This window comes from Methanocorpusculum labreanum Z (assembly GCF_000015765.1).
Lineage (GTDB): Archaea > Halobacteriota > Methanomicrobia > Methanomicrobiales > Methanocorpusculaceae > Methanocorpusculum > Methanocorpusculum labreanum.
On sequence record NC_008942.1, the window covers coordinates 250243 to 262574 of the forward strand.

General features: G+C 48.4%; 14 protein-coding genes, 1 tRNA gene and 1 riboswitch. Of the genes, 10 read left to right on the top strand and 5 right to left on the bottom strand.

The window, feature by feature from the left end; translation table 11 throughout:
* Window positions 1-906: an ATP-grasp domain-containing protein gene (locus tag MLAB_RS01380; RefSeq protein WP_011832645.1), complete on the top strand. Its 906-nt coding sequence runs from the start codon at window positions 1-3 to the stop codon at window positions 904-906.
* A complete protein-coding gene (locus tag MLAB_RS01385) occupies window positions 903-1844 on the top strand; it encodes a hydantoinase/oxoprolinase family protein (protein ID WP_011832646.1) in 942 nt (313 codons plus the stop codon). Before MLAB_RS01380 ends, MLAB_RS01385 begins: the two co-directional genes overlap by 4 nt.
* A gap of 11 nt (window positions 1845-1855) precedes the next feature.
* On the opposite strand, the gene MLAB_RS01390 is transcribed toward MLAB_RS01385, so the two are convergent.
* Window positions 1856-2476: a transposase family protein gene (locus tag MLAB_RS01390; protein WP_048061951.1), complete on the bottom strand. Its 621-nt coding sequence runs from the start codon at window positions 2474-2476 to the stop codon at window positions 1856-1858.
* A gap of 94 nt (window positions 2477-2570) precedes the next feature.
* Here MLAB_RS01390 and MLAB_RS01395 point away from each other — a divergent pair, with 94 nt between their 5' ends.
* Genes MLAB_RS01395 through MLAB_RS01410 form a run of 4 tightly spaced genes read left to right on the top strand, consistent with a single transcriptional unit; the run spans window position 2571 to window position 4763 of the window.
* A complete protein-coding gene (locus tag MLAB_RS01395; RefSeq protein WP_011832648.1) occupies window positions 2571-3131 on the top strand; it encodes a hypothetical protein in 561 nt (186 codons plus the stop codon).
* 16 nt (window positions 3132-3147) lie between these two features.
* A complete protein-coding gene (locus tag MLAB_RS01400) occupies window positions 3148-3876 on the top strand; it encodes a Nif3-like dinuclear metal center hexameric protein (protein WP_342606840.1) in 729 nt (242 codons plus the stop codon).
* A complete protein-coding gene (locus tag MLAB_RS01405; protein WP_011832650.1) occupies window positions 3873-4208 on the top strand; it encodes an SWIM zinc finger family protein in 336 nt (111 codons plus the stop codon). The genes MLAB_RS01400 and MLAB_RS01405 overlap by 4 nt, the downstream gene beginning before the upstream one ends.
* Window positions 4209-4256: 48 nt before the next feature.
* A complete protein-coding gene (locus MLAB_RS01410) occupies window positions 4257-4763 on the top strand; it encodes an NAD(P)H-dependent oxidoreductase (protein WP_011832651.1) in 507 nt (168 codons plus the stop codon).
* On the opposite strand, the gene surE is transcribed toward MLAB_RS01410, so the two are convergent.
* Entirely contained in the window at window positions 4760-5551 is a 792-nt protein-coding gene (gene surE, locus MLAB_RS01415; protein WP_011832652.1) for a 5'/3'-nucleotidase SurE, read from the bottom strand. The two genes, MLAB_RS01410 and surE, sit on opposite strands and share 4 nt — an antisense overlap.
* 151 nt (window positions 5552-5702) lie before the next feature.
* On the opposite strand from surE, the gene MLAB_RS01420 reads away from it, so the two are divergent.
* A tRNA-Met gene (locus MLAB_RS01420) sits at window positions 5703-5776 on the top strand.
* A 19-nt stretch (window positions 5777-5795) separates the two neighbouring features.
* Here MLAB_RS01420 and thiE read toward each other — a convergent pair.
* The gene (gene thiE / locus MLAB_RS01425) at window positions 5796-6434 is read right to left on the bottom strand and encodes a thiamine phosphate synthase (RefSeq protein WP_011832653.1); all 639 of its coding nucleotides are present in this window, start codon (window positions 6432-6434) and stop codon (window positions 5796-5798) included.
* Complete coding sequence (locus MLAB_RS01430; protein WP_011832654.1) at window positions 6431-7198, bottom strand: sulfide-dependent adenosine diphosphate thiazole synthase; 768 nt, start codon at window positions 7196-7198, stop codon at window positions 6431-6433. The genes thiE and MLAB_RS01430 overlap by 4 nt, the downstream gene beginning before the upstream one ends.
* Window positions 7199-7239: 41 nt before the next feature.
* Window positions 7240-7352, bottom strand: a riboswitch (TPP riboswitch).
* Window positions 7353-7510: 158 nt separating this feature from the next.
* On the opposite strand from MLAB_RS01430, the gene MLAB_RS01435 reads away from it, so the two are divergent.
* The 3 genes from MLAB_RS01435 to MLAB_RS01445 all read left to right on the top strand — a co-directional run bounded on the left by MLAB_RS01435 (window position 7511) and on the right by MLAB_RS01445 (window position 10774).
* Window positions 7511-8317 carry an EFR1 family ferrodoxin gene (locus tag MLAB_RS01435; protein ID WP_011832655.1) on the top strand — a complete coding sequence of 269 codons (807 nt, stop codon included), beginning with the start codon at window positions 7511-7513 and terminating at the stop codon, window positions 8315-8317.
* A 61-nt stretch (window positions 8318-8378) separates the two neighbouring features.
* Window positions 8379-9284 carry a protein translocase subunit SecF gene (locus MLAB_RS01440; RefSeq protein WP_011832656.1) on the top strand — a complete coding sequence of 302 codons (906 nt, stop codon included), beginning with the start codon at window positions 8379-8381 and terminating at the stop codon, window positions 9282-9284.
* On the top strand, window positions 9281-10774 hold the full coding sequence (locus MLAB_RS01445; RefSeq protein ID WP_011832657.1) for a preprotein translocase subunit SecD: 1494 nt from the start codon (window positions 9281-9283) through the stop codon (window positions 10772-10774). Before MLAB_RS01440 ends, MLAB_RS01445 begins: the two co-directional genes overlap by 4 nt.
* A gap of 11 nt (window positions 10775-10785) precedes the next feature.
* Here MLAB_RS01445 and MLAB_RS01450 read toward each other — a convergent pair whose 3' ends face one another.
* On the bottom strand, window positions 10786-12084 hold the full coding sequence (locus MLAB_RS01450) for a lipase/acyltransferase domain-containing protein (RefSeq protein WP_011832658.1): 1299 nt from the start codon (window positions 12082-12084) through the stop codon (window positions 10786-10788).
* Window positions 12085-12332 lie beyond the last annotated feature (248 nt).

Here is a 12332-nt window from a genome sequence, read left to right on the forward strand (position 1 = left end):
ATGACAGTTCTCATCGCCGAATATACTGCAGTTCGTGACCCGGCTCTTGCCCCGGAGGGCAAAGCCATGGTCTCTGCGCTGAAAAAAAGTTTCGAAGCCTGCGGGCATACGGTTGTCATGCCGACTGGAAGCGATTTTGATGCTGAGATAGCACGTCTGGCCCCGGATTGTGAATACGGTCTGGTCATTGCCCCGGATGAAGTTCTGGCAAAATATACGCACACGCTGGAGCTTGCCACCCACAACATCGGTTCTGACAGTACTGCGGTCGCGGTTTGTGCGAGCAAACGGCTCTCCGGTAAACTACTCGCGAAGGTCGGTATTGATGTGCCGGCTGAAGTCCCCGCTGATTACCCAGGCAAACGCGTGATAAAACCGATTAAAGGCGCAGGTTCCGTAGGCGTCAGGATCGCAAAAGACGGCGAACTGCCTGGAGACGGCGAGATGTCCGTTGAGTATCTTGAAGGCGAACATTTCAGCGTCAGTATCATCGGCAGCCGCGTTGTAGGAGAAGCCTGCGGATTTTACAGCGGTCTCCCGCCGATCTTCCTGACGATCAACCGTCAGCTCTGCGAGGTCAGGGAGGATGGGACATTCGCGTATCACGGCGGAGAAACGCCGGTCCACCCGCCCCGCGAGGCTGAGATGATCGAAGTTGCCAAAAAAGCGATCGAGACCCTCGGATGCCAGGGATATGTCGGTCTTGACATGATCGTCGGTGAAAAGATCTGGGTCGTCGATGTTAATCCCCGCCCGACAATGAGCATCCTTGGCATCGTGCACGTCATCGAAGAGGAGACTGCCGATCTTCTGCTGAAGGCGACGGTTGGTCTGCCGCCGGAATGCGTTCATTATAACGGCAAAACCGCAAAATTCGATGATGTCGGCGGAGTAGTTGTAGAGTGATCGGGATCGACGTCGGAGGTGCCAACCTCAAAATCGTTGACGAGTCCGGTGTGCATATTCACTACTGTCCTTTGTGGAAAGAATCCGATCTGGCAGAGATCATCAGCACCTATGCAGAAAAAGAGAATGCTGCGGTGGTAATGAGCGGAGAGCTTGCCGACGGTTTCTTCAATAAAACGGAAGGCATCTCCTTCATAGTTGATGCGGTATTGAAGACATTTCCCGATGCAATTTTCTACGGGACCGATGCAAAATTCCATACAAAAGCATGCCCCGAGCTTGCAGCTGCCAATTGGCTTGCCTCGGTGGATCTCCTTCGAAGGACCTATCCGAACGGAATGATGCTGGATATCGGGAGCACTACAGCAGACATCGTTCCCTTTTCCAGATTCGATCATCTCATCGGTATGACTGATACGATCCGGCTTCAGGCAGGATATCTTGTTTATACCGGCATGCTGAGAACGCCGGTGGCCACTCTTGCAAATTCGGCAGAGATTGAAGGGGTCGTAACTCCCTTTTCCACCGAGTATTTTGCCTGTTCGGGAGATGCCCACTTTATTCTCGGACACATCGGGACCGATGTCTATTCATCGGCGACGCCGGATGGAAAAGAGGTTTCGCGCGAAGCCTGCCTTCGCCGCCTTGCCCGAACGGTCTGTGCTGATTTAGAAGAGATCGGGGAGGATGGTGCCCTCAACATAGCCGAGTCCTTCTGGAATGCCCAGAGAAATCTTGTCTGCAGTGCGGTGGAAAAAGTACGAAATGATGTCGGGGCCGACATTCTTCTAACCGGGGGAATCGGATCTTCAGTATTCGCTCCGTTACTTGGAGGAGTTGATCTTACTGCAGCGCTTGGCATGCCGGCAGATGCATTACCCGCCTACGCCGTAAGGGAGATCGCGGCTTTATCGGGCACATTGCCCGAGGCTGTGTAACCCACTTTTTTTTATTTGATTTTTGATTTCTGTTTTTTCTGTTTCTGGAACTCGGCCGTTGTATTTCTCCCGTCAAGAGGGGGTCTATAGGATGAAGGATACCCGCTTGATGCCAGGATATCCTGGGACGAGATCGATCCTTTCGGCCCCGAGATCTCTTTTGTCATCAGCGAGATAAATGAGTTCGGCAGCTGCATGCCGTACAAAAAGTTTGCTGGAGGTATCGGCAGATTCGACAATGCATAATTCCTGACCGATCCCCGGTCGATTTCTATGCCAAGCGCCTTCATTATCTCTGCGGTGTGAGAGTAGGAATGGAGTCTCGCAAGAGATATCGCCATATCCACGATCGCCGAACCGAGTCTGGTGTCTGGATAAAACGGTTCCTGTGCATAAATGAGATGTCCGCACTTTTTACACTTAAACCGTCTGATGTTTACCATGATCCTTTTCTTTCCCATCGGGGTTCGAAGCGTCACATAGAGTTTTTTCTTGGTATCGTAAGCTTGCGGTTTTCCCCCGCAGAGAGGGCAGGGTTTTGCTGTAGCAAAAAGCGTCCCGTCCAGTGAAGAAATACCAACAAGAACGGTGGTCATAAGAAGGGATGGGATTTTTATCTGCTGGCGGGGCATATCTATGATTAATAGTGGGTAAGAAAAGGTAATCAAATCTCTGGAAGATTTTGGCGTTATCTTCATAATCTTCCCCCTCCCATTTCTTACTCACATGAAAATAAAAGGCATAACTGTCCGCCTCCCGCCTCTCCTTCTTGCAGCAACCGTCTTTTTTGCAGTTATGTGTGCAATGACCTACGGCTCCACCAAAGATCTTATCTATATCTATATTGGTCTCCCGCTGTGTGCCCTACTCATAGGTTTCCCTCTCTGGATGTCTTATACGAACGAAAAACAGGTCCTTCGTGAGGCCCCGCAGTATCTTCAGCATGCAAAACTCGTCAGAGCCCGTCAGCTCTCTTCGACGATGAGGGGAAATATTGTGGTCGTTGAAGGAAAAGTCCTCAAAGTCACCGGGCTCATGATGAACAAACCCTCCTACCTGATTCAGGATCCGACCGGTCAGCTCGTGGTAAAACGATTTGCCCTGCCCGATCCGCTTGTTGGTGTCGGAGCAAACGTCGAGGTTCTCGGGCGGGTCTTTGGGAAAGCTACCAATGCTCAGTCGCTTTATATCAATGCCCTTACGATAAAACCAGTCTCATCCTTACGGGATGTTCAGGACGAGGCACAATCCGATGCAGAAAAGATCCGGATTAAGAAACTCAATTAATATCTGACCTCCTATTATGAGTATGGATAAAGACGCGTTCATTGCTCTTCTGGAAAAAATCGCACCGCCGGATATGGCAGAGGATTTTGACGAAGGCCGCATTGGTCTGCTTGTCGAGGGAACGAATCATATCGAAAAGATTGGCTGTGCTTTGGATGCCACGCCGTACGTCTGCAGACGGGTAGCTGAAGAACGATTTGATGCCTTGATTGTTCATCATCCGGCATTTTGGAATCCGATGCACGGCGTGACCGGGCGAAATGCTGAGATCCTCCGTCCTTTGCTCGAAAATAATATCAATCTTTATGCCATGCATTCGAACTTCGATCACGCAGAAGGCGGGATCAACGATGTTCTTGCCAGAGAGATCGGACTCTCAGACTGTGTGAGAATGGACAAAACGCCCAACTCGATCGGCGTTGTCGGGACCATGACGAAAAGTTTCAGCGAGATCTCCCGCATTCTCGGCTGCGCTCTGCGTGTATGGGGGGATGTTTCCGGCGTCACCAGACTGGCGGTTGCCGGCGGTTCGGCCTTTGATCCGGAATTAATCGAAGAGGCCGTGTCTCTTGGTGCAGAAGCCTACATGGCGGCCGAATTAAAGTATAATATCGCTCTTGAATCGCCCATTCCCTGTATCGAAGCAACCCATTACGCTCTGGAAGCTCCGGGTATGCGTGTACTTGCGGAAACTCGTGGATGGGAATATATCGCTGCCCCTCCCCTCACATCGATTATTCAATGATCAATCCGTTCCAGATCTTAAAACAGGAAGGCGAGCTGAATGATGTTGTGCGCAAAGCATTCATCGATGCATACGGGAAGCGGGGAATGGAGGCCGTTGATGCGGTCAAAGAACAGCGGGTGAAAAAGTACCGGGATTACTTTGTTGTCGTAGGTAATACGGATGAGTACTTTGTCGAGGGTTCGTTCTGCAGTTGTAATGCCATGCTGTATGGAAAAGAGTGCTGGCATACTCTGGCAGTAAAAATCGCTGTCGAACTTGGGATGTATGAGTCGTATAATCTCTGGTATTACAAAAACGGTGTCGACGAGGACGAACCTGAATACGAATAACTTTCACGAAACCTATTTTTAAAATGCTTCGACCCCAATCTAATATGAATGTCCTCAATACTCGTGACCTGCTACAGCAGAACCGGAAAAACCAAGATGCTTGCCGAATCGATCGGCAAGGGCGCAAAACAGGTGGAAGGCGTGAATGTCGATGTCCTTGCATTCAACCGGGTTACTGCCAGCGACCTTGTCAGATATGACGGAATCATTCTTGGATCTCCGGTATATTTCGGCGGTATTGCTGCGGAATTGAAGGAATTCATTGACGACACAACATTTGTGCGCGGAAAACTCGTTGGAAAGGTCGGTGCGGCATTTACGACCGCGGGGGATCGGACCGGCGGAAAAGAGACGGCTATTTTGTCGATCGTTCAGGCGATGCTGATCCATGGGATGATCGTTGTGGGCGATCCGATCTCGACCGAATCGACCAATGAGGAGCACAACGGCGGGCATTACGGACTTGCTGCCGACGGTCAGCTTACCGAGAACGATCTTCTGCAGGCCGAGTATTTCGGCAAATATGTGGCAACGGTTGTTTCCCGGATCTGTTAATCGATATCCAAAATCATTTTTTTCAGCTCGGGACATGCCTTGAATGCGGTGTTGTCCATAGAGAGCGGCGTGACCGAGACATAATTTTTCCTGAGTGCCGTCACGTCCGAGTGTTCTTCCGGGATGTAGATCGGTGTTCCGTTGATCCAATAGTAGGGTTTTCCTCTTGGATCGATTCTTTTTTCGACGGATGTTTCAAACAACCGTTCGCCAAGTACGGTTACTTTATAGCCCTCGATTTTTTCCGCCGGGATATTGATATTGATCAGTTTGCTCTCCGGTGGCATCCCCTTTTCCAGAAAGAGTCTGGTGAATTTTGTGACGACGTCTTTGCTCTGGGTGAAATCCGTCGTATGGGACCTTGGGTCAGCAAATTTGTTTCCCTCATCATTCATTTGAAGTGAATATGCGATTGCGGGAACGCCCTGATTGACCGCTTCCATCGCAGCACCCACGGTGCCTGAAGTCGTGATCGATTCAAATGAGATGTTTTCTCCCAGATTAATGCCGGAGACCACAAGATCCGGTCTAAGTCCAAGTCCGTAGAGGCCGAGAAGAAGTGCATCTGTTGGACGCCCTTCAACGGTGTATGCCTGCGTTCCGTGCATGGTAACCTCGTTCATCCTTAACGGCTCGAAGATCGATATCGATCTGCCGACCGCGCTTTGCTGGGTTGCCGGCGCGACGACCGTAACGTCAGCGAATAGGGACATGGCGTCGTATGCAGCCCAGAGGCCGCCTGAGTTGATCCCGTCGTCGTTCGTTAAGAGTATTTTTGGTCGTGGCATTCTTCTCAGATACGTTTCATTGGTGAGGTATTACACCTTTGGGTTCGGCCAATTCTCCCTATAAAAGAATTCGTATTTGCTATGATATTTACATGCGTCCTGCAATTCGGAATCTATATATCGGGATACAACATTCTTATTATGCATATTTGCTGCGGTGGCCTAGCTGGTTAGGGCGCGGGACTCATAATCCCGAGGTCGGGGGTTCGGATCCCTCTCGCAGCACTGTTTTTTTTTGATTTTCTTATCCACATATCCCGTAATCGTTCAGGATCTTTACCGTCTCTTTTACTCTTGTCTCAAAATGCATACTGTTCATAAAATACCTGACCATACACACATTTCTTGCGCCTGCGTCAAGAACACTTATGAGGTTTTCTCCATCGATTCCGCCGATCGCAACAACCGGGATATCTCCAGCTAATTTAACTGCTTCTGGAATCATTTCAGTTCCAACTACCGGATCCGGTTTTGCTTTTGTCGGGGTCGTAAATATTGGCCCAAATCCAATGTAATCCGGTTTTAGTTGTACCGCTTCTTTTACCTGTTCAAGATTATGGGTCGAGAGCCCGAATCTGAATACTTTTTCGCCGCAGATTTTTTTTGCATCGCAGAGAGATATGTCATCCTGACCAAGATGCAGACCGTCTGCCCCGCAGATAAATGCCAGATCCGCCCTGTCATTCAGTATAAATTTAGTTCCAGTTCCGTTTGTCACCTGCATGATTTCGTCAGCTGCTTTCAGGATCTCCCGGTCGGATAACGATTTCTCCCGCAGTTGAAGATACTGCACATTATACTTAACCGCGGTTTCGGCGATTTTCCTGTAGGAAAAAGAGGGTTTGGTGATGATCAGATACAACCCAAAATTGTTTGCCGTCACTTCAGCTCCTCGATAATCAGTTTTGCCACTTTCTCTCCTGAAAGAAGCATCCCACCGAAGATCGGTCCCATACGGGGCGATCCAAACACTCCGTTTGCTGCCATCCCGCAGACGTAGAGTCCAGGATAGATCTCTTTGGTATTTTCAACAGTCATTGCCTCTCCCTCGACCGCGTTCAAAGAACACTCGCCGCAGACTTTTCCAGTCGGTGTGTTAAGGGTGATGTTGTTCTTTCTTGCAGCAGTTTCCGAGATCATACAGGGATGGCCGGTTGCATCCACCACGATTTTTGCTCTGAAGGAAAGCGGATCTACATGCAGCCCTTCTCTTACAACCGGACCCCAGTTCACAACAACGCCTGAAACTCTGTTATCCATAAACACCACATCCTCAACGCTCATACCGTTGTGAATCACAACCCCTCTTTTGGACGCCTGATATATCAGTGCCGAGGTTGCGAGAACACTGTCGCAGACAACGAGATTCTCGTTGTATCGTTTGTAGGGAATTTCCAGTTCGTCCAAAAGATACACCGCTTCATTCTGAACAGCTATGGATGAAAACAGCATGGCGCCTCCCCACATCCCTCCTCCTGGAGCAAGTTTACTTTCAAACATGGAGACTTTATATCCTGCATCTGCGAGTTTTACTGCGGCGATAAGTCCGGATGGTCCTGTTCCAACAATTGCTGCATCGAAACACAGATTTTCCTGCAGTCTTGCAAACCAGGATTCTGTGATTGCTTTGGTTACTTCCAAATCCATTGTGTTATCCTCCCTGAATCTGGGCGGATAATGCACGGTCACGTATAGGAAAAGCGACTCCCTCCGCCGGCATTACCCGGATCAGGTTATATGGGTATAATCTCAGCCTCTGCAGTCGGATTGTCCGTCTGCATCAGCACCCCATAATCATATCGGCATTCATGGTATAAGGAATGCATGTATTGCCGGATGAGAAAAAAAATCAGGAAATATTTTATCTGATCCAAAATTTCTCAATGAAAATCGTTAACACGGCCACAAGGATTAATCAGTAAGACTCTCTATACTTATCAAACGGAGGTGCCTCTCACCATGAAAACAATACTGTACTACTTTACCGGCACGGGGAATTCCCTTGCTGTTGCTAAAGCGATATCCACACGGCTCCCTGACACCGAACTCGTCCCTATCCCCAAACTCATGTTAGCAGGCGAGAAAGTCATTGTTCCGGATGACACCAATATTGGTATAGTGTATCCTCTCTACGCTATGGGTCTTCCAAAAATCGTTGTGAATTTTTTCACTCTTCTGGATCTCTCCCATGCAGGCTATGTTTTCTCCGTCGTTACCGAAGGGGGAAAAAGCGGATCTCCGACAAAACAGATCACCGCCCTGTGTGAAAAAAGCGGGCATATCCTTGATGCAGCCTGGTGGATCCAGATGCCTGACAACTATATCCCCTTCAGCGCCCCTCCGGAGAAGTCCGTTGAGAAAACCATCCGGGAAAATGCGCTTCGCAAAGTAGCAGTAATAGTGGAGGATATCAAAAACCGCCGGAATTCGATTGTGGGATTCAGTGTACTTGGAAACGTTCTGAAACTGATGTATGTTCCTTTCATCAGAAACATAAACAACTTCGACAAAAAATTTGTCGTCAGCCCTTCATGCAACGGCTGCCAGATCTGCGTCAGGATCTGTCCGGTAAACAACATCCGGGCTCTCCCTCATGGGAAAAAGGAATGGCTCCACAAATGTGAGGGCTGCCTTGCCTGCCTGCAGTTCTGCCCGGTTGAAGCACTGTCCTGTGGCGGTAAAACAGCCAATCGTCCGCGGTATCATCACGCAAATGCAACCGTTGAAGATATGCTTGAGCAGAAAGGCAGTATCGAAACAAATTAATCTTTCTTTTTTAATGTATCTGAAGGCGTATATATTCATTGAACATAAATATTAGTTCAGTATGAAACTTCCCAAATACGACATCAACAAATACGATCCAAAACGTATGATGGCAATACCCGCCGTCCTTTTTGGCCTCGCTTTGGTGATTGTCGGCATAACTTTTGCATTGACAGGAATGCCTGTCACGCCCGGCATTGATTTTGCCGGCGGAACGGCCGTCACCATCCATACGGATGATACCAAAGAAGAAATTGTTGCCTTTTATTCCGGCTATGATCTGAAATCCATTGACGAAGGTATTGGATCTGGTGGGTATTACCTGAAGTTTGGTCCTATGTCCAACGAGGACATGATGAAGTTTAACAATTACACTCTCTCGAAATATCCCGAGGCGAGTATTGATCAGATCGGTGCAAACTTTGGGGCAACTCTCCAGTCCCAGGCAATGTGGGCGATTTTATTTGCCTTCATTGGAATGGCCGTTGTCGTTTTCCTTGCCTTCAGAAAAGTGATCCCGGCTATTACCGTAGTTTCTGCAGGTATTGCCGATATCACCATAACCGCTGCTGTAATGAATCTTGTCGGTATTGAACTCTCCCTTGCGACAACTGCGGCGCTTCTCATGCTTATTGGTTATTCTGTTGATAGTAATATCCTATTGACGACGAAAGTCCTTAAGCGTCAGGGGAAGCTTGAGGAAAAAATGGAGGGTGCGTTTAGGACTGGTATCATTATGACGACCACAACTCTTGCAGCAATCGTCGCTATGTTTATTGTTGCTTTTATCGGTCAGGTTCCAACGCTCTATTCCATTGCTGCTGTCCTGATCATAGGTCTTATCAGTGATATCATCTTTACCTGGGGATTCAATGCTGGAGTTCTGCGCCTGTATCTTTCCGGGTCGGAGAAATCTCAGGCAATGCCGAAACAATCAAAAAAGGATAATGCAGGTGCAAAACAATGAGTTCCAAGAAATCCCCCGCTCCGAAAAAAGCGAAGAAAGAATATTCCGGATGGCCGGCAGTGATTCGTGATCCCCGGGTCATTCTCGTTCTTGTTCTGGTTGCCTTGTCGCTCGCGGCGATCTTTGTGCCGTTCGGTGACCGGGAAGGTATTACGAACCTGCAGTTTGGTCTCGACCTTGACGGTGGTTCATGGATCCAGCTTGAGTTCCAGTCGGAAGTCGTTACTATCGGTCAGGGCGATGATGTGAATGCCGTGGCTGAAAGTGTTGGAAAAACACTCGACTGTACGGTAATTCCTATCAGTGCGACAAAGATAGAGGTCCAGAAGTCGGCAACAGTGGATGAACTTCGTGCCGCAGTGGAAGCTGCCGGAGGAACGTATGTCGGGTCTGAGCCGGGAGTCGGCGCGGATACGGCCGCCACGATCAAGCGGATTCTTGAATCCAAGTTAAACAGCCTTGGAACAAGTGATGTGAAAGTCAACACGCTCACGAATATGGATGGTATTTCCCAGTATGTTCGTATCGAGATGGCGGGTGTTGATATGAATACCGCCCAGGAACTTGTCGGGACACAGGGTCTCTTCGAGCTTCGTATCGTTACAACCGGAAATGAAACGGCCCATGTCTTATACGGTGATTCGGTGGTATCAGTCCAGACACCAACCCAGAATCCGGCCGGTTCCGACAACTGGGGTGTTGCATTCAATATTGATAATGCCGGTGCCGAGGCCCTTCAGCAGGCCTGTATACAGTATGGTGCCACCACCAACCCTGCAGATCATGAACTGGTCATGTATCTTGACGGGAACCTTGTCTACAGTGCTCCGCTTTCATCCGAGCTGGCAGCGTCAATTGCCAAGAATCCGGTGAACAAACTGTATGCCGGCACTGGTCACGGTGACGAAGGGAAAGCCCAGGCACAGGAGCTTGAAATCCATCTGCGTGCCGGTGCTCTCCCAGTCCAGGTTCAGATTGCCGGATCAGGTTCAACATCCGCCGTCCTTGGGGACTACTTTAAGATCGTGTGTCTGATTGCAGCAATAGCGGCCCTTGCGGCCGTGGCCTTAATGGTCTATCTCAGATACCGGACTCCTGAAATCGTTCTCCCGATGATCGCGACTAATGTCTCCGAGATCATTATCCTTCTCGGTATTGCCGTTTTCATCCAGCAGCTTGATATCGCAGCCATCGCGGCGTTGATTGCGGTTCTTGGAACGGGTATAGATCAACTGGTCATCATCACCGACGAGGTCATGCATGAAGGCCGCGTTCCATCACAGGCTCTTTATCTTAAACGGCTGAAACGTGCTCTCGTCATCATCATGACTTCGGCCGCCACGGTCATAATCGCCATGTTCCCGCTGATTATCATGGATCTTTCCACACTCAAGGGATTTGCCATCATCAGTATCCTCGGTATCCTGATCGGTGTTCTTCTTACACGTCCTGCCTATGGTAAGATTGTGATGGAGATCATGGCAAAATAATTTTTTTTATTTTATTGAGTGTTTTTCTGATTTTTCATTGAAGTAACGAGTTTATGTAGTTTCGAAAGTATTTCCTGATGTCCTGCGATCTTCACCATGACCGTGTTGTCTTCGATGGTAGGATCCGACTGGATATGGTCAGTCGGAACATCTGAAAGAATGGCAACGATCCAATCCAAGACTTTTCCATGATTCGTGATCCCTCCATGTTCTGTATCTATCTTTAACAGACGGCTGTTTCCTTTCTGGTCTTTTCCAAGCGTTTCCAGATACCCATACATGGTTGCCGACTCCTCGGGAACTGATCCATCACCTGCATGATCATATATTATGTGAGTTATCTCGGGATTCAACGGGTCATCTGAAAACATCAGTGACCGGATGGTCTGGCGGTTGATACCGACAGCAAAGTATGATCTTTCGAGATCGGTGATGATCCGGCTGTTGTTTTCTCGTCTGAGGGTCTGCTCTTCGCCAAAGATTTTTTTCAGAATCATCTCATACTGATTCCCGGGAATCGGATTGTACACATTCACACCGGCCTCCCGTGTAATCCCTGCCGGGGTATAATACGGCTCCCCCTCAGAAAATATGTTTTCCCTCTCCCTCATGTCATCGCTGAATGGAATATTTTCCGTGTAGAGATATGGCGGATGAAGGCCTGTATAGGCATCGGTTGGAATAAGTTCCGCGGCCGAGGGAAAACTTGTCCGTACATCCCTGGTAATTTTCGTTACTGTATCAAGCACACTTCCTGGAATGTACGTCATTTCACCGGTCAATGCCGTGTTTATCGTGTCAGGGGAGCCTTCATAGGGGGTCGCAAGGATAATGGCTTTTTCAATATTTTCATTTCCGTAACCTTCGAGATATGCTGAAACGATCAGCCCGCCGAGACTGTGGGCAATAAGATCGACCTTGGCTTCGCCGGTAATATTTTGGATGTTTTGAATCTGGTTATGTAACAGATCGGCGGAGTCTGCTATGGTCTGACGAAAATCATAGGAATAAAAGTAGACACCATTTTCCGGGAATACGTCACAGAGCAGGTCAACGATTTTTTTATAGGGGTATTCGAACGGTCCCAAAGCTCCGTATTCACGCTGATTTTCCGGGAGGATCACCTGATCGATTTCGTTGTTTTTTACCGTCAGGGTATTTTGCATCCCCATCATCTCGCCGAGTTTTGTAAGTTTGAGCGAATATTCAACCCAGACAAGACTGCCGGTCTGATCATAAAGCCGGCTGCCCATAATGCCGGGTATGAATATAATCGGAGATTTTGCAGTTTTGGTTCTTGTTTCTGTCATGATATCTGGAATGCCTCTTGGAATGATGAGTAATACAGCGAGGCTCTGTGTCTCGCACGAGTGAATGTATGGTTATTGGGGGTAATGAATATATCCCGGGGCGACAAAAACTATTGTCCTTCTCAAAATATATTGTTTGATAAACACAACACAATATATTTTCTAAATTAAATATATTTTTAAAAATTAATATTGTGTCATCATTGATTAGTCTTATTATCTATCCTGCCGACATGTATGTGGTACAA

Bases quoted from the DNA above. Each gene is read 5' to 3' on its own strand.
- MLAB_RS01445 (WP_011832657.1), top strand. From the start codon at position 9,281: ATGAGTTCCAAGAAATCCCCCGCTCCGAAAAAAGCGAAGAAAGAATAT.
- MLAB_RS01430 (WP_011832654.1), bottom strand. From the start codon at position 7,198: ATGGATTTGGAAGTAACCAAAGCAATCACAGAATCCTGGTTTGCAAGA.
- MLAB_RS01380 (WP_011832645.1), top strand. From the start codon at position 1: ATGACAGTTCTCATCGCCGAATATACTGCAGTTCGTGACCCGGCTCTT.
- MLAB_RS01395 (WP_011832648.1), top strand. From the start codon at position 2,571: ATGAAAATAAAAGGCATAACTGTCCGCCTCCCGCCTCTCCTTCTTGCA.
- MLAB_RS01400 (WP_342606840.1), top strand. From the start codon at position 3,148: ATGAGTATGGATAAAGACGCGTTCATTGCTCTTCTGGAAAAAATCGCA.
- MLAB_RS01405 (WP_011832650.1), top strand. From the start codon at position 3,873: ATGATCAATCCGTTCCAGATCTTAAAACAGGAAGGCGAGCTGAATGAT.
- surE (WP_011832652.1), bottom strand. From the start codon at position 5,551: ATGCCACGACCAAAAATACTCTTAACGAACGACGACGGGATCAACTCA.
- MLAB_RS01410 (WP_011832651.1), top strand. From the start codon at position 4,257: ATGTCCTCAATACTCGTGACCTGCTACAGCAGAACCGGAAAAACCAAG.
- MLAB_RS01440 (WP_011832656.1), top strand. From the start codon at position 8,379: ATGAAACTTCCCAAATACGACATCAACAAATACGATCCAAAACGTATG.
- MLAB_RS01390 (WP_048061951.1), bottom strand. From the start codon at position 2,476: ATGCCCCGCCAGCAGATAAAAATCCCATCCCTTCTTATGACCACCGTT.
- MLAB_RS01450 (WP_011832658.1), bottom strand. From the start codon at position 12,084: ATGACAGAAACAAGAACCAAAACTGCAAAATCTCCGATTATATTCATA.
- MLAB_RS01435 (WP_011832655.1), top strand. From the start codon at position 7,511: ATGAAAACAATACTGTACTACTTTACCGGCACGGGGAATTCCCTTGCT.